This is a genomic window from Clostridium sp. D53t1_180928_C8 (assembly GCF_015667795.1).
GTDB lineage: Bacteria > Bacillota > Clostridia > Clostridiales > Clostridiaceae > Clostridium.
The window spans coordinates 131,953-155,780 of the sequence record NZ_JADPEL010000003.1; the positions used below are offsets into that span (position 1 = coordinate 131,953).

26 protein-coding genes are annotated in these 23,828 nt (G+C 27.9%); all 26 read right to left on the reverse strand.

The window, feature by feature from the left end; translation table 11 throughout:
* Positions 1-6: 6 nt before the first annotated feature.
* Positions 7-1,599, reverse strand: a complete 1,593-nt coding sequence (gene cimA / locus I4V51_RS03340; protein WP_195986918.1) for a citramalate synthase — start codon at positions 1,597-1,599, stop codon at positions 7-9.
* Positions 1,600-1,663: 64 nt separating this feature from the next.
* The gene (gene ilvN / locus I4V51_RS03345; RefSeq protein WP_195986919.1) at positions 1,664-2,176 is read right to left on the reverse strand and encodes an acetolactate synthase small subunit; all 513 of its coding nucleotides are present in this window, start codon (positions 2,174-2,176) and stop codon (positions 1,664-1,666) included.
* Positions 2,177-2,770: 594 nt separating this feature from the next.
* Positions 2,771-4,114, reverse strand: a complete 1,344-nt coding sequence (gene glmM / locus I4V51_RS03350; protein WP_195986920.1) for a phosphoglucosamine mutase — start codon at positions 4,112-4,114, stop codon at positions 2,771-2,773.
* Between the two features lie 102 nt (positions 4,115-4,216).
* A complete protein-coding gene (locus I4V51_RS03355) occupies positions 4,217-4,519 on the reverse strand; it encodes a YerC/YecD family TrpR-related protein (protein WP_195986921.1) in 303 nt (100 codons plus the stop codon).
* Between the two features lie 82 nt (positions 4,520-4,601).
* Positions 4,602-5,375, reverse strand: coding sequence for an AIM24 family protein (locus tag I4V51_RS03360; protein WP_195986922.1), 774 nt, complete (start codon positions 5,373-5,375; stop codon positions 4,602-4,604).
* 137 nt (positions 5,376-5,512) lie between these two features.
* Positions 5,513-5,776, reverse strand: coding sequence for a flagellar motor switch protein FliN (gene fliN / locus I4V51_RS03365; protein ID WP_195986923.1), 264 nt, complete (start codon positions 5,774-5,776; stop codon positions 5,513-5,515).
* Positions 5,777-5,778: 2 nt separating this feature from the next.
* Entirely contained in the window at positions 5,779-6,672 is an 894-nt protein-coding gene (locus tag I4V51_RS03370; protein ID WP_195986924.1) for a FliM/FliN family flagellar motor switch protein, read from the reverse strand.
* A 15-nt stretch (positions 6,673-6,687) separates the two neighbouring features.
* Positions 6,688-7,449 (reverse strand): flagellar hook-basal body complex protein, encoded by a 762-nt coding sequence (locus I4V51_RS03375; RefSeq protein ID WP_243281378.1) that lies wholly within the window; start codon positions 7,447-7,449, stop codon positions 6,688-6,690.
* A gap of 9 nt (positions 7,450-7,458) precedes the next feature.
* The gene (locus tag I4V51_RS03380) at positions 7,459-8,217 is read right to left on the reverse strand and encodes a flagellar hook-basal body complex protein (RefSeq protein ID WP_195986925.1); all 759 of its coding nucleotides are present in this window, start codon (positions 8,215-8,217) and stop codon (positions 7,459-7,461) included.
* An 11-nt stretch (positions 8,218-8,228) separates the two neighbouring features.
* Complete coding sequence (locus tag I4V51_RS03385; protein ID WP_279325438.1) at positions 8,229-8,945, reverse strand: FliA/WhiG family RNA polymerase sigma factor; 717 nt, start codon at positions 8,943-8,945, stop codon at positions 8,229-8,231.
* A 15-nt stretch (positions 8,946-8,960) separates the two neighbouring features.
* On the reverse strand, positions 8,961-11,009 hold the full coding sequence (flhA, locus tag I4V51_RS03390) for a flagellar biosynthesis protein FlhA (RefSeq protein WP_195986926.1): 2,049 nt from the start codon (positions 11,007-11,009) through the stop codon (positions 8,961-8,963).
* Between the two features lie 12 nt (positions 11,010-11,021).
* On the reverse strand, positions 11,022-12,083 hold the full coding sequence (gene flhB, locus I4V51_RS21060; protein ID WP_243281379.1) for a flagellar biosynthesis protein FlhB: 1,062 nt from the start codon (positions 12,081-12,083) through the stop codon (positions 11,022-11,024).
* Between the two features lie 37 nt (positions 12,084-12,120).
* Positions 12,121-12,882, reverse strand: a complete 762-nt coding sequence (locus I4V51_RS21065) for a flagellar biosynthetic protein FliR (protein WP_243281380.1) — start codon at positions 12,880-12,882, stop codon at positions 12,121-12,123.
* A gap of 2 nt (positions 12,883-12,884) precedes the next feature.
* Positions 12,885-13,154 (reverse strand): flagellar biosynthesis protein FliQ, encoded by a 270-nt coding sequence (gene fliQ, locus I4V51_RS03400; RefSeq protein WP_195986927.1) that lies wholly within the window; start codon positions 13,152-13,154, stop codon positions 12,885-12,887.
* 10 nt (positions 13,155-13,164) lie between these two features.
* Entirely contained in the window at positions 13,165-13,833 is a 669-nt protein-coding gene (gene fliP / locus I4V51_RS03405; RefSeq protein WP_195986928.1) for a flagellar type III secretion system pore protein FliP, read from the reverse strand.
* The gene (locus tag I4V51_RS03410) at positions 13,805-14,206 is read right to left on the reverse strand and encodes a flagellar biosynthetic protein FliO (protein WP_195986929.1); all 402 of its coding nucleotides are present in this window, start codon (positions 14,204-14,206) and stop codon (positions 13,805-13,807) included. Before I4V51_RS03410 ends, fliP begins: the two co-directional genes overlap by 29 nt.
* The gene (locus I4V51_RS03415) at positions 14,207-14,932 is read right to left on the reverse strand and encodes an OmpA family protein (RefSeq protein WP_195986930.1); all 726 of its coding nucleotides are present in this window, start codon (positions 14,930-14,932) and stop codon (positions 14,207-14,209) included.
* Positions 14,907-15,719 (reverse strand): MotA/TolQ/ExbB proton channel family protein, encoded by an 813-nt coding sequence (locus I4V51_RS03420; protein ID WP_195986931.1) that lies wholly within the window; start codon positions 15,717-15,719, stop codon positions 14,907-14,909. The genes I4V51_RS03415 and I4V51_RS03420 overlap by 26 nt, the downstream gene beginning before the upstream one ends.
* Before the next feature lie 14 nt (positions 15,720-15,733).
* On the reverse strand, positions 15,734-16,612 hold the full coding sequence (locus I4V51_RS03425; RefSeq protein WP_195986932.1) for a flagellar hook-basal body complex protein: 879 nt from the start codon (positions 16,610-16,612) through the stop codon (positions 15,734-15,736).
* A 32-nt stretch (positions 16,613-16,644) separates the two neighbouring features.
* Positions 16,645-17,124 carry a flagellar hook capping FlgD N-terminal domain-containing protein gene (locus I4V51_RS03430; RefSeq protein WP_195986933.1) on the reverse strand — a complete coding sequence of 160 codons (480 nt, stop codon included), beginning with the start codon at positions 17,122-17,124 and terminating at the stop codon, positions 16,645-16,647.
* Between the two features lie 10 nt (positions 17,125-17,134).
* A complete protein-coding gene (locus I4V51_RS21480) occupies positions 17,135-18,676 on the reverse strand; it encodes a flagellar hook-length control protein FliK (RefSeq protein WP_195986934.1) in 1,542 nt (513 codons plus the stop codon).
* Positions 18,677-18,689: 13 nt separating this feature from the next.
* A complete protein-coding gene (fliJ, locus tag I4V51_RS03440; protein WP_195986935.1) occupies positions 18,690-19,130 on the reverse strand; it encodes a flagellar export protein FliJ in 441 nt (146 codons plus the stop codon).
* A 12-nt stretch (positions 19,131-19,142) separates the two neighbouring features.
* Complete coding sequence (gene fliI / locus I4V51_RS03445) at positions 19,143-20,450, reverse strand: flagellar protein export ATPase FliI (protein WP_195986936.1); 1,308 nt, start codon at positions 20,448-20,450, stop codon at positions 19,143-19,145.
* A 10-nt stretch (positions 20,451-20,460) separates the two neighbouring features.
* On the reverse strand, positions 20,461-21,213 hold the full coding sequence (locus tag I4V51_RS03450; RefSeq protein ID WP_195986937.1) for a FliH/SctL family protein: 753 nt from the start codon (positions 21,211-21,213) through the stop codon (positions 20,461-20,463).
* Positions 21,206-22,261, reverse strand: coding sequence for a flagellar motor switch protein FliG (gene fliG, locus I4V51_RS03455; RefSeq protein ID WP_195986938.1), 1,056 nt, complete (start codon positions 22,259-22,261; stop codon positions 21,206-21,208). Before fliG ends, I4V51_RS03450 begins: the two co-directional genes overlap by 8 nt.
* Before the next feature lie 15 nt (positions 22,262-22,276).
* Entirely contained in the window at positions 22,277-23,806 is a 1,530-nt protein-coding gene (gene fliF, locus I4V51_RS03460; protein WP_195986939.1) for a flagellar basal-body MS-ring/collar protein FliF, read from the reverse strand.
* Positions 23,807-23,828 lie beyond the last annotated feature (22 nt).

Here is a 23,828-nt window from a genome sequence, read left to right on the forward strand (position 1 = left end):
CCCCCTTTAAAAATATGCTTTTGCTTTTCTTTCAATATCTTTTATTAGCTTATACTCTATTGAATCAACTAATGCAATCCAACTTGCTTGAATTACATCTTTAGATACCCCAACTGTACTCCAGCTTTCATTGCTATCTGTACTTTCTATTAATACTCTAACCTTTGCACCTGTAGTGCTTTCAGAATCTAAAACTCTAACTTTATAATCAACTAATTTTACTTCTTTTAATTCTGGATAAAATACTTCTAACGCTTTTCTAAGAGCCTTATCTAAAGCATTTACTGGACCATCACCTTCTGCTGCTGTCATTTCGGTTTTTCCATCTACAGTTATATTAATTAATGCAGTTGAACTAAATTCACCATTATTCCAAGGATTTTCTCCTATAGTTTTAAAGTGATTTAATTTAAAGAATGGTTTGTACTTTCCTATAGTTTTTCTTATTAATAATTCCACTGTACCTTCAGCACCTTCAAATTGATATCCCTCATATTCTAATTCTTTTAATCGCTTAGTTACATTTTTAACTTCTTCACCATCTTTTTTTACATTCGGGAAAATTTTGTGTATTTCTTGTAAAACTGTACTTTTACCACTTACCTCTGATAACAAAAATCTCCTTTTATTTCCAACCACCTCTGGTTTTATATGCTCATAAGATTGTGGTGTCTTACAAATAGCATCTATATGCATTCCACCCTTATGAGCAAATGCCGCTTTTCCTATGTATGGAGTACAATCTTCTAACTGAATATTAGATATCTCAGAAATATATCTAGCCTTTGCCGTTAAATCCTGTAAATATTTTTTTGATCTTATGCCATAATTCATTTTTAAAGCTATTGTTGGAATTACTGTGCTTAAATTAGTATTTCCACAACGCTCACCTACTCCAACAAAAGTTCCTTGAATATGTGATACTCCCGACTCTATTGATATTATTGAATTGGCAACTGCCATTCCGATATCATTATGACAGTGTATTCCTATCATGTTTCCAAATAAACTTTCAACCTCAGCAGTTATATCTCTTATTTCATTTGGTAAAGTTCCACCGTTAGTATCACATAAAACTAAAGTTCTTGCCCCAGCATCTTTTGCTACTTTTAATGTTGAAAGTGCATATTTACTATTTTCCTTATATCCATCAAAAAAATGTTCTGCATCAAATATCACTTGTTTATTATTTTCTTTAAAATATTTTATAGTGTCCTCTATCATTTTTAGATTTTCTTCTAAAGCTGTTTTTAATATATCTGTAACCTGAAAAGCTGAAGCTTTTCCAAATATTGATACAAATTCTGTTTTTGCCCTTATTAAGCTTTTTATATTTAAATCATCTTCAATCTTTATATCCGGCTTACGTGTTGAACCAAAAGCTACTAATTTAGAATTATTTAATTTTATATCTTTAATTACATTAAAAAATTCCATATCTTTTGGATTTGATCCTGGATTTCCAGCTTCAATATAATCAATTCCTATCTCATCTAAAGCCTTAACTATTTTCAACTTATCTTCTAGTGAGAATGATATACCTTGCCCTTGCGCACCATCTCGCAAGGTAGAATCAAAAATTTCTATATTTCTATCCAAATTTTAAAGCCCCCTTTTTGATAGTTAGTAGTTTTTAGTTAATGATTAAACTTCTAACCTCTAACTAATTGAATATTTCACAGTAGTCTGTTATATCATTAGCGCCCCTTTCTAATGCACAAACGCCTGTCCTTACTAATTCTTTTATTTCATACTCTTCTAAAAGCTTTATAAGAGCACTTATTTTACTTTCATCTCCAGTTAATTCGATAGTCAATGTTTCTGGAGAAATATCTATTATTTTACTTCTAAATATTTTTACTACTTCATTTACTGATGCTCTTTTTTCAGCATCAGCCTTAACCTTTATAAGTACTAGCTCTCTGTACACTGAATTATCAGATTTTAATTTTAATACTCTTAAAACATCCTCTAATTTATTTAGTTGTTTAGTAAACTGTTCTAAAACATCTTCATTACCATTTAAAGTAATAGTCATTCGTGAAATTTCCGGATTTTCAGTTCTCCCAACAGTTAAACTATCAATATTAAACCCTCTTCTTGCAAATAGCCCTGAAACTCTTGTTAGTACTCCTGAAGAATTCCTAACTAAGACAGATAAAACATGTCTTTCCATTTTAATACCCCCAATGAAATAATTTGTAATTATTGAACAAAATGGTTCTAAATTAGGTTAAAAAAATCCCACCCTTAATGATAAAATCATAACGGCGGGATAAAATTCCTCATCATTAATATCACTAGGTTCAAACAAACCCTTGCATTTAACGGTGCTTACCGGTACCCCCTTACTTACCATAAAATAGTGTTCAGGATACAGCTCAAGAGTGATCATTATTTAGTTAAAGTATCCATTCACAGCAACCATGGACTCTCTGAAACTTTTTCTCCAAATAAATATCTCTATCATAGCTTTTATTTCTCAAAAGAACTTCCAAAATATTCTATTGTTAATATATTACTCTCTCTTTTAATACTCTGTCAATACAGTGTTTTTATTTTTAATAAATTCATTTTATTTTTTAACTTTTATTATTTGTTTTTGATATTAAGTTAATATTTTGCCACTTTTATTATCATATTAATATTTCTTTTTAATAATTGATGATTTATTAATAATATTTATACCTATAACATATTAATTAAGAAATCACTCATTTATTTATAATTTATATAAAAAAATAATGCCCATAAGAGCATTATTTTTTTATTATATTTTGCTTAATATTAATTCTACTAAGCTATTTGCCATTTCATTTATTTCTTCTTGATTTTCACCTTCAAGCATAACTCTTACTAAAGGTTCTGTTCCTGATGGTCTTATAAGAACTCTCCCAACACCATTAAGCTTAGCTTCAACTTTGTTTATAGCATCAATTATTTCTTGGTCTTCTAAATAAATATTCTTCTTTTCATTTGGAACCTTAGCATTAACTAATACTTGTGGTAATTCCTTCATAACTCCGGCTAATTCACTGAAAGTTTTTCCACTTTCTTTTAATATAGCTGCAATTTGAAGTGCTGTAACTAATCCATCTCCAGTAGTATTATGATCTAAGAATATTATATGACCTGATTGTTCTCCGCCTAAGATATAATTGTCTTTAAGCATTTCTTCAAGTACATATCTATCTCCAACCTTAGTTTTAACTAAGTTAATACCTTCTCTTTTAGCTGCAATATCTAATCCTAAATTACTCATTACTGTTACTACTAAAGTATCATCATTTAATTTTCCTGATTCTTTTAAAGCTTTTGCACATATTGTTAATAAGAAATCACCATTTATCATATTTCCTTTTTCATCAACAGCTAAACATCTATCTGCATCTCCATCAAAGGCAAATCCAATATCACAATTCTTTCTTACAACATAATCCATTAACTCTTCCATATGAGTTGAACCACAATTTTCATTTATGTTATTTCCATCTGGATTATCATTTATAACATATACCCTAGCACCTAAAGCTCTAAACGCTTTAACTGCAGCCTTGTAAGCAGCACCATTTGCACAATCTAATGCAACTCTAAGACCTTTTAAATCTGTTGTAATTGTGCTCATTGCATAATCTATATACTCTCTTAATGCAGTTTCTTCAGTATATGATCTTCCAACTGCTCCTCCAACAGGACTTGGAACACCCTCAAAATTCTCTTCTATTACTGCTTGTATTTGATCTTCTAATTCATCTGATAATTTATATCCTCTTCCATCAAAGAACTTAATACCATTATATTCAACTGGATTATGAGATGCTGAAATCATAACTCCTGCATCTGCATTATATTTTCTTGTTAAATGAGCTACTGCTGGTGTTGGAACTACGCCTAAAATTACTGCTTCTGCCCCAACTGAAAGAATACCTGCTACTAAAGCTGCTTCTAACATATCTCCTGATATTCTAGTATCTTTAGCAACGAGAATCTTTGGTTTATGTGTTCCTTCTGTTAAAACAAATGCACCTGCTCTACCTAAACTGTAAGCTAATTCTGCTGTTAACTCTGTATTAGCTACTCCCCTAACACCATCTGTCCCGAACATTCTACTCATATATAATACCTCGCTTATTTATTTCAATTTAACTCTTATAGTATATCCTTTATTCCGATTTTTTACAATAGCATGTAAGCTAGCATTTACCTTGGTTTACACTTATTTATTCTTAGTATTAATTCTATCTAATACTATATTATATCCACCCTGACCATAATTAAGACACTTATTGACTCTACTTATAGTTGCTGTACTAGCACCTGTTGCTTCTGCTATCTCTGTGTAAACTTTTTTCTCCTTAAGCATATTAGCTACTTGAATTCTTTGAGATATAGCTTTCAATTCTGTAATGGTAGCAATATCCTCAAAAAACATGTAACATTCATCTATATTTTTTAATTCTAAAATTGCCTTAAATAGCATATCTAAGTCATCATTAAAATCTAAATCTTTTAGACCCATATTATCACTCCTATTTTCTATACATCCTTATTTTAACACTTTAGCACACTAAATTTAAGGTGTAATCTATATTTTTCTTAGGTTATTCATAATCTTCTTCTAAACAACAATTTATTTTACCATATTTATCATATGTACTTCTAGTTGGTAATAACCATAGTTCTCCTATTCCGTAATAAACAGTATTAATCTCCTCTATAACTTCATCATTTATTAATCTACCATATTTTTCATATTTTATTTTTATGCTACTACTTCTTAGAATAACTAAATCTTCATTTACTGTTAATTTATCATTAAACAACTTACATCTTATTATTTCTTTTTCTGAAACTGGTAGTTTCAATGCAACAATTCCACTTCCATTAATTCTTATTTCTTTACCATCACCTTTTTCTTCAATAATACTTACTTCTTCATCAGATGCACAAAACATAGAATCATTAATTATTATTTCTTCATCAACTAATTCTATCAATGTAAATTCACTAAAAGTAGTTTTTAATAAAATCTCACCTGTACCTTTAAATATTGTTTTATCTTTATTTGCTATTAACTGCTTAGATTCAAATATTAATTTTTTAATTCCTTTATATTCATGTAATATATCACTTCTTTCAATATATCCCTTCATATAACTCAATTCATTATTTTGTATTTTGGCAGAACTTTCATTTAACAATATTCTTAGCTGTTTAAGTCTTTGTCCACTATTTTGTATAGCTTTAATATTTGTTATACACTCTACGTCATTTATTCCAATAAGCTCATTATATTTTAAGATCTGAAATTTAGTTTCATCACCTAATTGAGCTATTAAAGTTAACTTATTTTTCATTTCAATACTACTTCTCATAATTCCTCCATATAACTAATATTCCATACCATAAATTCTATCCATATTAAACAAAGATTAAACAATTATAAATGGCAAGTAATAAGTTTAAATATTAACTTCTAAACTTATTACTTGCCACTTCATAAGATTTAATACTATCTAAGACTATTTACTAACTCTTCTGACTCCAAGACACTAGTAATTTTTATTCCAAAATTTTGTTGTGCGATAACAACTTGACCATAAGCTATCTTTTTACCATTTACAAGTATTTCAACTTCTTGATTATTTAAAGTATCAAGTTCTATTAAAGACCCTTTTCCTAATTCTAATATCTCACTTAACGCCATCTTGGTTCTTCCTAAAACTGCTGTTATCTCTATTGGTATATCTAATATTCTAGCTATATTCTCATTCATATCTATATCTCCCTATTAATTATATCAGTTATTTCTACACCTTTTTGTATTCCTAAAACGCCAGGTTTTGCCTTATAAGTCTTAGCATCACCTACGCTGACAATAATATCCTCATTTATTCTTTGATCCAAAAGAATAACATCGCCTACTTCTAAATTAAGTAAATCCCTAATACTAACTTTTGCACTTCCAAGATTTGCACAAATATCTACTTCAACATCTTTTACAAATTGAAAAATTTCATTAGATATTATATCATTTCTTTTTTCACTTTCTGTTGACTCATAATCCATCATTTTTACATTTTCAAAGCTATCTACTACTTCTTTCATATTTTCATATGGTATACAAATCCTCATGCATCCAATTATTTCATTTTCTAAATATATATTTATCTGTGAGTTAAATATCATATCATTATTAGTAAGATTTTGATATTGAACTTTATTAGTATGTATCTTTGAAATATCAATTTTTTCATAAGAATGCGGAATATATATTCTCTTTAATAAGTTTTCAAATAAGTATTTAAGTAATTCTAAATCAATATTAGTTGGCTCCCTATCTATCATTTGTACTTTTCCATTGCCACCTAATAGTAAATCAACTATACTTAATACAACAACTTTATCTATAAATAAAGTTAAGTTTTCAACAACAGGTAAAATGCTATATTCTATAACAACAGAATCACCTTTTATTGCTTCAACAAACTCACCATATGTAGTCTGAGCACAACTATTTATAATCATCTTAAAGCTTTCATTTTTTGTTTCATAATTAATTTGCATATTTGAAGTTTTACAAAACTCTTCACACATAAGCGCTAAATTTCTTATATTTTCAATAGAGAATTTTTCACTTTTCTTGAAGTCATATAATTTAATATCTTCCATAGTCCATCCTCTTTCTTATCTTGATTGTAAATTATTTATCATTGACCACATTTCATCAGCTACACTAACTCCCTTACTATTCAGCTGAAATGCTCTTTGTACAGATATTAAATCTATCATTTCTTGTTTGATGTCTACATTAGACATCTCAGCATGACCTTGCATTATATTAGAACTATTAATCATTGTCATTTGTGTGTTTTCTTTAGGAACAAATAAACTATCTCCTAAATATACAAAATCGTCCTTTCCCTTTGTTACATACAGATTTACATTTCCAATCTTTTTATAATTTGAAAACACTTCCCCTCTTTTATTAACCATTAGATTTTTCGAAGTAATTTTTGAGTTTAAATAATTTTTATCATTTTCAAATTGTATATCAAGTATATTTCCATTATCATCAACAATTCTTCCATTAGCATCTACATTAAACTCTCCATTTCTTGTATATGCATAAGTATTATCGTTTCTAATAACTCTAAAAAATCCTTCTCCGTCTATAGCAATATCAGTAGAGATATTAGTTTTCTTTAAGCTACCTTGAGTAAAGTTTCTAAATTCATTACTAGTTTTAGCACCAGTACCTACAGTAGCATTTCTATCATTAGTAGGATAAGAATCTTTATATAATCTTTCTCTTACTAAATCTTGAAATTCCATATCTAACTTCTTATATCCAGTAGTATTAACATTAACAATATTATTAGATATAATATTAATCTTATTTTGATTAGCGCTCATCCCAGTTTTACTAACATTTAACATTCCATACATTTACTTCACCTACCTAACTGTTCCTATCTCAGTTGCTATTTTACTTAAAGTAGAATCCATAACTTGTACAACTTTTTGATTAGCTTCAAAAGCTCTTAAATTTGACATTAAAGCCGATGTTACATCTATGATATCTACATTAGAAGATTCTTTATGTTTATTTCTTACTTCATAATTATTACTTACTCTAGCATTCTCTCCAGTATAAAGATTCCGTCCAATTTTATTTAAAATACTATAATCATCAAATCCAACTATATTAAACTTATGTGTAACTCCAGAATCTAAAATAATATTATTGTTGCTATCCATTAATATTTTACTATTTCCTACATATATAGATTGATTATTAGAATTTAAAACTTCATAGCCTAAACTATTAACAAGATATCCTTCACTATTAACATTAAACACGCCATCTCTCGTATAATATCTCATCCCTTTAGTATCTCTTACAGTAAAAAATCCCTTTCCATTTAGTGCAAAATCGGTTTCATTATCAGTTTCTACTAATGTTCCTTGATTATAATTAGTTCCTACTTCATCTATTTTAACGCCAGGATTTAATACTCCTAATTCTTGTTTAGTTCCCTTTCCATTTACATATTTATCATTATTACTTATTAAAACATCATCAAATGTTTTAGATACTAGTGTCTCTGACTTATATCCTGTAGTGTTTAAATTTGCAATATTATTAGTTATTACATTTTGACTACTTTGTAAATTTATCATAGCTGATACTGATGAATACATACCTCTTAGCATATTATACCTCCTTAAGCTATATTATAATTTAATTTATTAATTGTATTTCTCAAATTTACTATTGCTCTACTATGTAATTGAGATACCCTAGATTCTGATACTTCTAAAACTCTACCAATTTCTTTTAAAGTAAGCTCTTCATAATAGTATAAAGATAAAACAAGTTTATCCTTTTCTTTTAACATATTAATCGCTTTTGTAAGTATTTCTAATTTTTCTTCTTCTTCAACTATATTATCTGGTAATAATTTATCATCTTCCTTTATTGTATCTATCACCTTAACATCATTACTTCCTTGAAAAATAAAAGAATCTAAAGATACCTTAGTCATTAAGTTTATGTTACTATCAATCTTTTTAACTTCATTTATTGATAAATTTAAATATTTTGATATTTCCAAATCAGTAGGTTCCCTTAACAAGTTATTCTGTAATATTTCTACAGCTGCATTGTACTCATTTATCTTTGACACATCACTTCTTGAAATTGGAGAACTTCTTCTTATCTCATCTATAATAGCGGCTCTTATTTTAAGTGATGCATAAGTTGAAAACTTGCAATTTCTATCATTCTTATAAGTATTTGTTGCATCGATAAGACCCATTGTTCCATAGCTAACTAGATCTTCATATTCAATTCCAATATTTTTAGTAAAGTATTTTGATGCTATATATTTCACTAAACTCATATTTTCTAATATGTATTGTTCCTTATGGTCATTAACCAATTTAAACTCCTCCTATTATATGTTAACTACTGCTTGTGCTCTTATTTGAACATCATTTGGTATTTCATTTAATGATAATATTGCAATATTAGGAAATACCATTTCAACAAGCTTTCTAAATGGTGCTCTTATTTTAGGTGAAACTAAAATAATTGGCCTGTTATTATAAAAATTAACATTCTCACTTATATCTTTTATACTATTAAATATCTTATTTGTACTTTCTGGATCTACTGCTGGATATGTTCCATTAACAGACTTTTGTAAGTTATTAGATATCAGTCTTTCAACATCATTAGATAGAGTTGCTACAGTTATATAATTATTTTCGTCTACAAGTGAAGCTGATATACTCTTATTTAATGCCATTCTGACATATTCAGTTAAAAGTTCTATATCTTTAGTATTAATTGCATTATCAGCTAAAGTTTCTAAAATTGTTACCCTATCTTTTATTGATACTTTTTCTCTAAGTAAGTTTTGTAATACTTTTTGAACTTCACCTAAAGTCATTAAATCTGGAATAAGTTCATCTACTACTACACTATATTTTTCTTTTGTTGCATCAATTATTACTTTAACTTCTTCCCTTCCCATAAGTTCATGAGATTTTTCTTTAACTATCTCTAATAGATGAGTAACTAATATAGTTGAAGGATCTACTATTGTATATCCTCTTAATTCTGCTTCTTCAATATTATCTTTACTTATCCATAATGCTTCTAATCCAAAACTAGGTTCTATAGCTTTTATTCCGTCTAACTCTAACCCTAATCCCATTGGATCCATGCATAGAACCATTGTTGGCATAAGCTTATATGTAGCAACTTTATTTCCCTTTATTTTTATGCAATATTCATTTGGATCTAATTGAAGATTATCTCTTATTCGTATAGGTTGTACTATTATTCCCATATCAATAGCACATTGTCTTCTTATTGATGCTATTCTTTGTAGTAAATCACCACCGCTATCTTCGTCTGCTAGCGGTATAAGACCATATCCAATTTCCACCTCTAAAGCTTCAATATTAAGTAATTCACTTACATCTTCTACTTCATTTGTTACTGCAGATTCTTCTACCTCTAAATTTTCTAACTTATCTTTGTCTCTCTCCCTAACTTTGCTTTTCTTTAATGTGATACTAATTAAAACACACCCTAAACCAAGTGTAAAAAATGATATAGTAGGTAACCCTGGCATAACTCCTAATATAAATAGTACTACTCCAGTTATCATTATTGCCTTTGGAATAGATGTTAACTGCTGACCAGCTAAGCTTGCAAAGCTTTCCTCACTATCTGCTCTTGTTACTAAAATACCAGCTGCAGTTGAGATAAGTAATGCTGGTATCTGACTTACAAGCCCATCCCCTATTGTTAATCTTATATATGTTTGAATAGCTTGAGAAAAATCCATATCAAGCATCATAACTCCAATTATAATTCCACCAAATATATTTATTATAGTTACTATAATACCTGCAATAGCATCTCCCTTAACAAATTTAGATGCTCCATCCATGGAACCATAAAAGTCAGCTTCTTGTTGTAGTTCTCTTCTTCTTTTCCTGGCTGTCTTTTCATCAATCATTCCAGCATTTAAATCTGCATCTATGCTCATTTGTTTTCCTGGCATAGCATCTAATGTAAACCTTGCAGAAACTTCAGATACTCTTCCTGATCCATTAGTAATAACTACAAATTGAATTATTATAATTATTAAAAATATAATTACTCCTACAACATAATTTCCTCTTACAACAAAACTACCAAATGATTCAATTATATTTCCTGCATAACCTTCCCCTAAGATAAGTCTTGTAGAAGAAATATTAAGCCCTAATCTAAAAAGAGTTGTTACCAATAATAAGGTTGGAAATATTGATAATTGAAGTATACTAGTTGAAAAAAGTGTCATAAGTAAAATTAAAATTGATAAAGTTATATTTAATACTAATAGCATATCTAACATAAATGAAGGCAATGGTATTATAATCATTAAAATTATTCCCATTACACCGAAGGCAACTAATATATCAAATTTATTTTTAAAATTTCTCATTCCTTAATTCCTTTACTTATTTCTTTTATATCTATTTTTTATTTTATATACTGCAACTAATACTTCAGCTACTGCTTGGTACATATCTGCAGGCACTTCTTGATCTATATCAACCTCTTTATACATAATTCTAGCTAGTGGTTTATTTTCAACTATAGGTATATCATTCTCTTTAGCTATTTCTCTTATCTTCATAGCTAAAATATCCGCTCCTTTCGCAATAACAATTGGCGCAGAATCTATATCTCTTTCATATCTAATAGCTATAGAAATATGAGTAGGATTTGTAATAATAACAGTTGCATCTTTTGAATTTTGAATCATCCTTTGAGACGACAATTGTCTTTGTTTTTGCTTAATTTGAGATTTTACAATTGGATCCCCTTCTGCTTGTTTATATTCCTCTTTTACCTCTTGCTTAGTCATTTTCATTCCCTTTTTATAAGAATATAATTGATAAGCAAAGTCTACAATTCCTATAACTATAGCAATTCCTATTGCTATCATAAATAATTGCTTTACAATATCAAATATAAAATATAACAAATATGGAAAGTATACATCTCCTATTTTTAATATATTTAAATAGTTTTTCTTAACAAAAGAAAATCCTATATATGATAATAAAATTAGTAATATAGTATTTTTTATAAAAGTTACAAAAGCTTTTTGAGAAAACATATTTTTAAATCCCTTAATTGGATTTAGCTTTGAAAACTTAGGTTTTAATGCATCTTTATTAAATATCAAACCACTTTGCATAATATTTGCTATAATTCCTAATGCAATTACAATTAACCCAAGCGGCAAAAATATTTCAATAAATTTAAATATCCCACTTATAAATATTTCATGTGCCATTTTATAATTTAAGTCAATACTAAAATCTAATTTTAATGAAGAAGCTATAAATACTTTTAGTTTATTTATAACCTTAGCACTCATCATAAAAACACAAAGTACTGCTCCAATTAAAGTAAACGCATTTGAAACCTCTTTACTTTTTGCTACATTCCCTTTTTTCCGCTCATCCTTCTTTTTCTTAGCGGTAGGTTGTTCTGTCTTATCTGACAATGACAAACTTATCTCTCCCTTATCTCTTTAACTTCATTTAAAATAATGTATTTATAAATGCAATTATTTGATCCTGAAATACTAATGTTCCTTCAAGTACATTTTTTAATTGCTTAATAATATCTTTCATAGTATTTAATATAAATGGCAATGAACTCATAAAAAACAATATTCCAACTAACATTTTAAGTGGCATTCCTATAATCATTACATTTAAACCTGATATACTTCTAGATATTATTCCCGTTATTAAATCAGTTATTATTAACACAACTATAATTGGACTAGCTATCTTTATTCCCATAATAAAATACTCTACAAAAACTCTTAATATATATGAAATGTTAAAATCTAATATTGAGTATCCAACTGGAATTATCTCAAAACTATTCTGTATAGAATTTATTAAAATATGATGAGCATTTATATTGAAAAATACTACTATCCCTATAAAATACATTAATTTTTCCATAATTGTAGACTGTGTCTGAGTATTTGGGTCATATGTACTTGCCATAGATAACCCTAATTGAATATCTATTAAATTTCCAGCCATCTTTAAACTATAAAAACACATGTTAACTATGTATCCTAAAACTAATCCATTAATTGTTTCAAAAGTACCATACTTTATTAACTCATAAAAGTTTTCAACTATACTATTTATCTCTATATTTAAAGCTATCATTAAAGATAATAAAAATGAAAAACATATCTTAAATAAACGAGGAGTTCCACTAGGAAATATAATACTAATAGCTAAAAAGAATGCTGTTATTCTAAAAAAAACGTATATCATAATTATTTAACTACAGTAGATATACTTTGAAATAATTCAGTAGTAAGTATCACAAGTTTATTTAACATCCAAGGCCCACCTATGACTAGTATTAAAATAATTGCTATTAACTTAGGTACAAATGTCAATGTTTGCTCTTGAATCTGTGTTGTCGCTTGAAAAATACTTATTATAAGTCCAACTACTAAAGATATAGCAAGTATTGGGCCTCCTATCATAAGACCTACAACTAATGCTTTTTTTACTATTGTCATTATCACTATTTCACTCATTATATCTCTCCTATCTTAAAAAACTTTCTATTAAAGATTTAACTAATAAGTTCCATCCATCTACCATTACAAATAAAAGTAATTTAAATGGAAGTGAAATCATTGCCGGTGGAAGCATAAACATTCCCATTGACATAAGAGTACTAGCTACTATTAAATCTATTACTAGAAAAGGTATATATATTATAAATCCTATCTGAAATGCTGTTTTTAATTCACTTATTGCAAAAGCAGGTACTACTACATTTATTGGTAAATCTTCTTTATTTAAATTCTTAACATCTATTGATGAATTTTTTAAGAATAACTCTAAATCTTCATCCCTAGTTTGTTTTAATAAAAATTCTACCACTGGTTTCTTTGCTTCTGTATATGCCTCTTCAATAGTTATTTCTTTATTTATATACGGTTGTATAGCATTTTGTGTTATCTTATCCACAACTGGACTCATAATAAACATAGTTATACACAGAGCTAGTCCCACTAATATTTGATTTGGAATAGATTGTTGAGCACCTAATGCTGATTTTATAAATGAAAATGTAATTATTATTCTTACAAAGCTTGTCATCATAAATATTATTGTTGGTAAGAACATAAGTATCGTCATTAATAAAAATACTTGCATGTTTGGAGTTAATTCTGAACTATTATTTAAAATCTGACTTAGTATATCCATTATCTTTTTTCCTTGTAAAATTATTATTTAATATGTTGCTTACCCATAATTCATTTATACCTTTTAATGCTATAGAATTGCTTTTATTATTTTTCATATTTATTATTTCTTCTACTTCATTTTCGTTTAATTCTTTTATTACTTGTATATTATTATTTGAAGAAACTAGTACACATCCTGTTGTTCCCATTTTAATTACATATAGATTTATATCTTTAGTTAAATTAAATCTTTCAATTACTTTAACATATGAACCTAAAGTCAATTTATCTAGACTTTTTTTACTAAGTCTTAATGAAATTACTATTAGTAATAAAATAATAGGAATTAACACTATTAAATTAATTATGAATTCTAAAAATGTCTTATCCATCTATTCCCCTGTTATATCTTTCTTCTGAACTATTAATATATCAACTCTTCTATTAATAGCTCTATTTTCATCTGTTGAATTATCTACTAACGGCCTATACTCTCCATATCCAGTAGCAGAAAATCTGGTTGGATTAAAGCCCTTAACTTCTATAAAATACCTAATAACATTAACTGCTCTTGCCGTTGATAACTCCCAATTTGACTTATATTTTGCTGAACTTATAGGAACATTATCTGTATGTCCTTGCACCATAATTTCATTACTAATATTAGGAAGTATATTACTTATAACATCTAATACTGCTGTACTATCACTTTTCATTTCAGCTTGTCCTAAATCAAAAAGTATACTGTCACTTAATTGAAGTACAACACCTGCATCTTCTTCTCTTATCTTTACTACATCTGTTAGTGCATTTTTATTTATTATTTCAGTAACCTCATCCACTAGTACATCATATGGACTTTTTTCCCCAATACCTTGTTCAGAATCCTTCTTATCTATATTGGGAACATCCTTTAGCTTTGTCGGCACACCAGTTATTTCACCTTTAAGAGCTGCTGCAATTAACTTTAACCTTTCATTATCTGTAGTAGAAAATGAATATAAAAGAATAAAAAATGTTAATAGTAGCGTAATTGTATCTGCATATGTATCCATCCAAGCACTTGTATTGATATCATCCCTTTTCCTTTTTCTACGCTGCTTTCTTTTCTGATCCATTTACATTTCCACCTTTTAAGTACTTAACCTTTTCTTTTTCATTTAAAAAACTTGCCAACTTTTCTTCTAAAATTCTTGTTGAATCACCATTTTTTATACTTAGAATACCTACTAACATCATCTCCCTATTTTCAGCTTCTCTCTCCCCCTTATTTTCAAGGTTAAACCCTAAAGGATTTAAAATTAAATTTGCTAATAATGCACCATAAAATGTTGTTATAAGAGCAGCTGCCATACCACTAGCTATAGTATCTGGATTATCAAGCTGTGATAACATTTGAATAAGTCCTACTAATGTACCTATCATTCCAAACGCCGGTGCATAAGAGCCCCACGTTTTATATATTTTTCCTGCTTTACTATATCTATTTTCTACTTCTGAAATATTACTATTTAAAATATCAACTATTAAATCAGCTTCTACTCCATCAACAACTAACTCTAAGCCTGTCTTCATAAAATCATCTTTAATTTCTTGAATATTACTTTCTATTGCTAAAAAACCATCTTTTCTTGATTTTATAGATATTTTTTTAAATTCTTTTATAACATCTCCCTTTGATATTGATGATGTTCTAAATAATTTTTTAGTCATAAATATGAACATCATTATTTCATCTATCGAATATGTAATAAGCAGAGCCGAAAATGATCCTCCAACCGTTATCATTATTGAAACTAAATCGTAAAATCTTTTAACTCCAACATTTCCTTGTGATATAGCAAATATAATAAAGCTTATCCCTAATAATATTCCTATAGGTGTTAATATATCGTTTCTTTTCATTTTTAACCTCTTATTTATCTTTTAAGATTTATTATTTCTTGTAATAATTCATCACTTGTTGTTATTACTTTACTTGAAGCTTGAAATGCTCTAGTTGTAACTATCATGTCTGTAAATTCCTCTGACAAATCAACGTTAGACATTTCTAAAGCTCCTTGAGTTATAAGACCATGCTTTGTCTTATTATCACCAATATTATATTCTGGCGCTCCTGAATTAGAAGATTCTAGATAAATATTACCACTTGAAGGTTCTAATCCATTTTTATTTACAAAGGTTGCAATTTTTAATGTTTGAGAGCTATCAACCTTCGTACCATCTTCAACAACGTATGATATTCTTCCTTCCCTTGAAATGTTATAAGACAATACTCTTTTAGATCCTTCTGTTCCTTCTTTAACTGCATCTCCATTTTTATCTACAACTGTAGGTATATTTACTGGTTCGTTTACTGTATTTAATATATAATATCCTGCTGATGTTACTAAATGGCCATCCTTATCTAAAGTAAATGAACCATCTCTTGTATATCCTTCTGTAATAATATTTTCATCTTTTCCCTTATTACTTTTATCTATTTGAGCTATGAAGAATCCTTCTCCATCTATTGATAAATCACTTGGAATTCCTGTTTGTTGTAATGACCCCTGTAACATGTTTTTAGCTATAGAACTAACCTTTACTCCTATACCAACATGCCCTGGATTTACTCCACCTACATTTTTACTTGGCTGACTTGAATATATTACTGTTTTATTTAATGTATCACTAAATCTTACACTCGACTTTTTAAATGCTGTAGTACTAGAATTAGCTATATTATTACCCACTACATCCATTTTAGTTTGATTTGATTTCATTCCACTTATTCCTGAATACATTGATTTTAACATTTTTGCTATCTCCCTTTTCCCCTACTTTTTTATTAATATTCTTTATTATCATTAACTTTAACTAATGATGAATATTCAAAGTCTTTTATTTCCCCTGTATTATCTAACTTAACTTCTAAAAAGACTTGCCCATCTTTTATTGCTACACTTTTTACTTTTCCAGAACAATTCTCATACTTTCCTGACTCATCTAGATTTGATACTTCTACACTTTTTCCTATTAATACTGAAGCCGATCCTAATGCAGTATTTGATAATATTGCATTATTTAAATTAACTAAATATCTCATAGAATCATTTAAAGAAATCATTTGTTCTAAAGTATTAAATTGAGCTAATTGAGTAATATATTGTGATGGATCTTTAGTATTAAATGGATCTTGATTAGTCATTTGTCCAACTAACATCTTTAAGAAAATATCCTTATCATTTTTTTCTCCTGAATCATATACAATTGTTCCATTTTCAGTTTTACCAACTACATTGTTGTTTCTTTGTCTTATTGCCTCCATAATTTCCTTCCTATATTAACAAATCAATATTTAAATTATTATTTTCTAATTTGTTTTCAATCTCATTCTCTTGTTTATTAGATTGTCTATTTCTCTTTTGTTCTTTTGTATTATTTCTATTAAAATTTTGATTTAAATTTTCAGAAAAATTTTTTAGATTATCAATTGTTGTTTCAACATCTATTTTCTTAATGTTAATTTCTAAACTGCTTAAATGATTTTTTATTTCATTTATATTCTCCTTTACTAAACTAAAGGTTTCATCCTTTGCTAGCGTAATAACTAATTTTTCTTCATTTTTAGATTTTAAAATCTTTATATTTACTTCCCCTAAATCCTTAGGATTTATTTTTACAGTTAATTCTTCTACACCATTGTTTTTTAAGTACTTCACAATTTGAATTACATCTTCTGAAAAATATTCTTTTCTAATAAATTGAGGTTTTACTTCATTAGTATTAAGTTTATCCTCAGCACTAAAAATAAAAATATTATTTGATATATTAGATTCAATATTGGTATCTAAATCGTTATTCTCTTTAACCTTAAAGCTACCTATTCTAATATTTTTCATTAAATCTAATTCTCTCTTTGTATTATCAGCTTTATACGTATTAGAATTTATTGTGTCTAATAAATCAATTCTTTTTATATCTTTAATTCTTAATGAAACTTCTTCTCCAATATTAGATTTAGTATTGTTATTTTTAAACTTATCTAAAATATTCATCATTTTATAATCTAACTCTACTTCACCAACCTCATTATTAGTATCTATCTGGTTAATCACCTTATCCTTAACCTCATTACAAGGTAATTCTATTACTTCCCCCATAGATTCCTTATTTATAAACTTACTTATTTCTCGAACTAAATAATTTCTATTTAACTTATCTTCTAAACCTACCAGTCTTTCACTAAATTCATTAATATTATTATTGTAGATATCATCTAGCTGAATACTTAAACTAAACTTTTCATTTTTATTAAAGTCAATAGACTCTCTAGTTAAATCACTAATATTCTCGTTACTTATTTCATTTGTTTCTTTAATAATTGAATTTAATTTTCCATTTATCAATAAATCTTTTCCTTTATTTTGTAATTCTATTAATTTACCTATAGATTCATTGTTTATACACTTACCTATTTCTTGAACTAAATAATTTTTACGTAACTTATCTTCTGGAGCTACCAATTTTTCACCGAATTCATTAATATTCCGATTATAGATATCATCTAGCTCAATACTTAAACTAAACTTTTCATTTTTATTAAAGTTAATAGACTCTCTAGTTAAATCGCTAATACTCCCGTTGCTTATTTCATTTGATTCAATATTTTCATTAATTTTTATACTATTAGATAATGACCCGATAAATAATATTAACTCTTCATTAGTATTAATATCATCCTTATTTTCTTCTAAATCCATATCAGATTTTACATCCGAATCTAATATCGATAAGAACTTATCTTCACTTTTATTTTTTATTATGTTTGCACTATTTTGATTACTAGATGATAGTGCTAATGACCTACCTATCCTCACAACTATCAATCTCCTATATATCTTCAGACTTTCTTCTTAAATATGAATAAATTCCAAATTCATCATTAATATTCTGCTCTTTTTGGTTTTCTTCTTTCTTGTGCAAAATATATTTATTCTTCTTTAACTTTTCTAAAGACTTTCTTTCAATTTGCTTATTTAATAAATCAATTCTAGCTTCATTTAATATAACTTGTTTTTTATTTAATTCTGAACTTTTAATACTGATAATATTTGATAAAGTATTTAAATAATTAGATGTTATCTTTCTTGTTACTATATCTTCAATATTAATTTCATCAGAATACCTTTTATAATTCGACTTTAAAATTTCAAGTTCTTCCTCTACTGCTCTTTTTTCTCTTTGAGCCTTAGAGTACTTAACTTTACTTTCCTCTTCATTTTTAAATTTAATATCTAAGACCTTTTGAAGCCTAAAATTAAAATTCTCCACATACCTTCCACCTTATCTAAATATATTTTTTAAACTATTTATATTTTCTTCAAAGGAACTCTTTTCATTTATACCTTGCTTTAAAAAATTATTAATCTTATCAATATATTCAATTGACTTATCTATTTTTATATTAGATCCATGTTCATATGCACCAATATTTATTAAATCCTCAGCCTCCTTATAAGTGGCAATTATATCCCGTCCATAAGATGCAGATGTTTTATGTTCATCATCACATATATCATTCATAAGACGACTTACACTATTTGAAACATCTATTGCTGGGTAATGATTTTTGTGAGCAAGCTCTCTAGATAAAACTATATGTCCATCAAGAATTCCTCTTACAGCATCAGCAATTGGTTCATTAAAATCATCACCATCCACTAAGACAGTATAAAATGCTGTTATGGACCCCCTTTCTGCAAGTCCTGTTCTTTCCATAAGCTTAGGAAGTTCTGCAAATACTGATGGAGTATACCCTTTTTGAGCTGGTGGTTCTCCAATAGCAAGTCCAACTTCTCTTTGAGCCATTGCAAATCTAGTAACAGAATCCATCATAAGTATTACTTTTTTACCCTGATCTCTAAAATACTCTGCAATTGATGTTGCTGTTAATGCACCTTTTAGTCTTACAAGTGGTGGTTTATCCGATGTTGCACAAACCACTACAGACTTTTTCATACCTTCTGTTCCTAAATCTCTTTCAATAAAATCTAATACTTCTCGTCCTCTTTCACCTATTAATGCAATGACATTAACATCTGCTTCTGCAGCTTTAGCTATCATTCCCAAAGTTGTACTTTTTCCAACACCACTACCTGCAAATATCCCAATCCTTTGACCTTCTCCACAAGTAATAAATCCATCAATTGCTTTTATTCCTGTTGGCATTATATTTTTAATTCTTTCCCTTTTAATAGGATCTGGAGGCTTATTAAACAAACTATATCTTTCCCCTTCACAAATTGAACTTTCATCTATTGGATTTCCCAAAGCATCTATTACTTTTCCTAATAAATCATTGTTACATTTAACACTACATGGATTACCACTAGCTATAACTCTACATCCTGGTCCAATTCCAACTAACTCACCTAAAGGCATAAGTATTATTTCATTTTCTCTAAATCCCACAACTTCACAACTTATAGGACTATTATTTTGATTATATATTGTACATAACTCTCCAACTGATGTTTTAAGTCCATCAACCTCAATAGTAAGGCCTATTACCTTTTTAACTTTTCCCTCTGATACATATGGAGTTATATTGCTTATCTTTTCCATTATTTTATTAAAATCTATAGATATCATATTCCCCCCACTATAGTAGCTCTTCCCTTACCTTATCTAAAACGCTGTCTATACCTACTATTAGCTTTCCATTTCCACTTTCAATTTCAGCATTTCCCTTTTCTATGGTTGAATCAGAAATAATAAAAACCTTTTGAGATAGCTTTAACTCTCTCATTCTAACTTTTATACTATTTTCAAGTTTCTCTTTATAAATTGGATTTACTTTTACAATTAAGTCCTTCTTTAAGTCATATTCAGCAATTATATTTTCAATCATAGTATCCATTAATTTTATATCTTCAAATTTTTCTCTAAGAACTTGCTCTGCTATTGATATACAAATATCTAATATGTATCTTTTATTATCCTTAATATATTGTTTTGCCTCACTTTTTATATTTAATAATGTATTATATCCTTCTTGCTTTATAGCTTCACTTTCTTTAATTGCCTTCTCTATATTCTGCTGGTATGACTCTTTGTAACCATCCTCATAACCATTTTTCAAACCCTGTTCATATCCTAATTCATACGCTCTTTTTTCTATTACTTTTGAATTATCATTAGCCTCATCTATAATAGCTTGTTTTTTTTGCTCCATTTCTTTTACTATTTTCGTATACTCTTCTTTTGCATCAATTATTTTTTTTTCTATATCTTCTTTTTGTTGAAATAATCTATCTGGAGTGTTTAATAAGTAATCATTAGGTAACATCCTTAAACTTACTTTTCCTTTTATATGTATATCATCACTTCTCAGTATCTTATTAGCATTAGACAACAAACTCTTCCTCCAATTCATTGCTTGTACTTATTACCTTTTCTTGCTCTAATCTTCTTATAACCTTTACTATATTACGCTTAGCTTCTTCAACTTGTGATATTTTAACTGCTCCAAGTAAGTTTACTTCTTCTCTTAATGCATCTGCAGCTCTACTTGATTGATTTCTTAAAATAATATTTGATATATCCTGATTAACCCCCTTAAGTGCAATAGCAACATCCTTTAGATTTACTTCTTTTAATATCTTTTGAACTGATCTATCATCAAGCTTTACAATATCTTCAAATACAAACATATTTGCTTTAACTCTTTCTGCAAGCATATTATTTTTTGCTTCTAAAAAGCTAATAATACTCTTTTCTGTTTTTCCATCTACCTTTGTTAAAATATCCAGTAAACTATCAAATCCATTAGATGCCTCAATCTTATCTTCACCTATGTCAAATAATTTCTTCTCCAATGCACTATCTACTGCTTTAATTACAATAGGAGATATATTGGATATAGTTCCAAGCTTTAAAGCAACTTCTTTTTGTAGGTTTTCTTCTAATTTACATATTATTTGTGCTGATTTTTCTGCCTGTAAATTTGATAATATTATTGCAATAGTTTGTGAACTTTCTCCTTCTATACATGACAATATCTGATTTATATCTGCCTTTCTCGCTGAAGCAAATGCTTGTGTAGACGTCTCATATTTTATTCCCTCTATTAATTTATTTGCCTTAGAATCGTCAAACGCACCTTGAAATAAAGCCCTAGCATAGTCAATCCCACCTTCCATAGAAAAATCTTTACTTTTTCTAACTTCTAAAAACTCTCTAAGTATCTTCCTTCTCTCTTCAGCTGTGACCTTATGTAAATTTGCTATCTCTACTCCAATTTTTTGAACTTGTTTATCAGACAAATTTTTAAGTATATTAGACGATAAATCATTTCCTAAAGTCATTAGTAAGACTGCTACTTTTTTAGCTCCACTTATTCCTTCATTATTAATATCTCCTAAATCATAAGCATTTCCTCTGTTTAAAGTTTCCTTATACATCTTTATCACCTACCTCTAGTCATTTAACCAAGTTTTTATTAATTCAGTTGTTTCATCAGTATTCTTAGAAACAATTAATCTTATTTCATCTTCTAAGCTTAATTCACTTTCTTCCATTGCAATTTCTTTTTCTAATTTAGCTTCCTTTTCCTTAACTATCTTACTTATTATGTCACTAGGATCTTCATTTTCTTCTATTGAAGTATTTTTAGTTGCTTTTTTCCTTAATGTTATAATAACTAAAATAATAATTACTAAAGGAACTATAATGACTGAAATTACTATATATTTAATTAACTGTTTTGGTAATACCAATTTTTCTCCCACATTATCAGTAAATATATCCTGATTACCATTATTAAATTCCATAGATACAACTGTTAACCTATCTCCCTTGTCAGCATTTATTCCAAGTGCTGATGAAACCATTCTTTCAACATTATGTATTACATCCTCAGAAACTACTCCATCTATTGCTACTGCTGCTGTTATCTTTTTTATCTCTCCAGCGGTTGTTATAACTTTAGTTTCTGTTTTTCCAACTTCGTATTCAATTTTTTCTTCTTTAGATATTGAGTTTTCATTACTTCTATTACCTGTATTACTCATATTATTATCAACTGGCGAACCTGTTTTAGCTCCATTAGACGTGGTGTTTTCAGTTCTACTCTCTGATTTAATTACCTTTTCCGGATCTATTTTCAATTCATTTTTTTCAACAGTATCAAAGTTTAAACTTGCATTAACCGTTACCTTAACTTTATCTTTACCAAATATGGCCTCTAACATTGATACTACTGACTTCTCTAATTCTGAGCTTATTTCTTTTTCTGCACTTCTAGAAGAATTTAATCCAACATAATTTATTGAATTACCTTCTTCATCATAAATACCTTCTGAAAGTAAGTTCATATTTTGATCTATTACTTCAATATTCTGTTTAGGAATATTAGTACTACTTGCAGATACCAATGATATTATTGATTTTATTTGATTTTCCTCTAATTCCTGCCCCAATTTCAATGAAACATATATTGCTGCTTTTCCTTTAGTGCTTTCTTTGCTAAATACTGACTCTTGACCTTGTGTAATATGTACTCTTGCATCATCTATTGGTTTGAAAGTCTTTATAGTCTTTTCTAATTCACCTTGAAGCATTCTTAATTTTTTTATTTGAAATTCTTCATCTGTCATTGATAGACTTGATCCTTCATCCATAAGCTCAAAACCTTTTGATCCATTAGTTATTAATGCTGATAACTCTATTCTTAATTTATCTACCTGTTCTTTTGGAACGTAAATTATATCTCCTTCTATCTTAGTATCTACACCTGAGTCTTCTAATGATTTTGCAACATTAGCTGCATCAATACTATCTAAGCCAGAATATAAAACTCCATATTTATTTTTAGCTGTATAGCTAATACTAAATACAACTGCTAATATTATTGCAACTATCCCTATTCCAATAGCAATTTTTTTACTTTTATCTAAATTTCTAAATCCATCTGTTATTTTTGTTATGACTTCTTTAAATTTCTGCATTTCTTATACCTCTTAGCTGTTA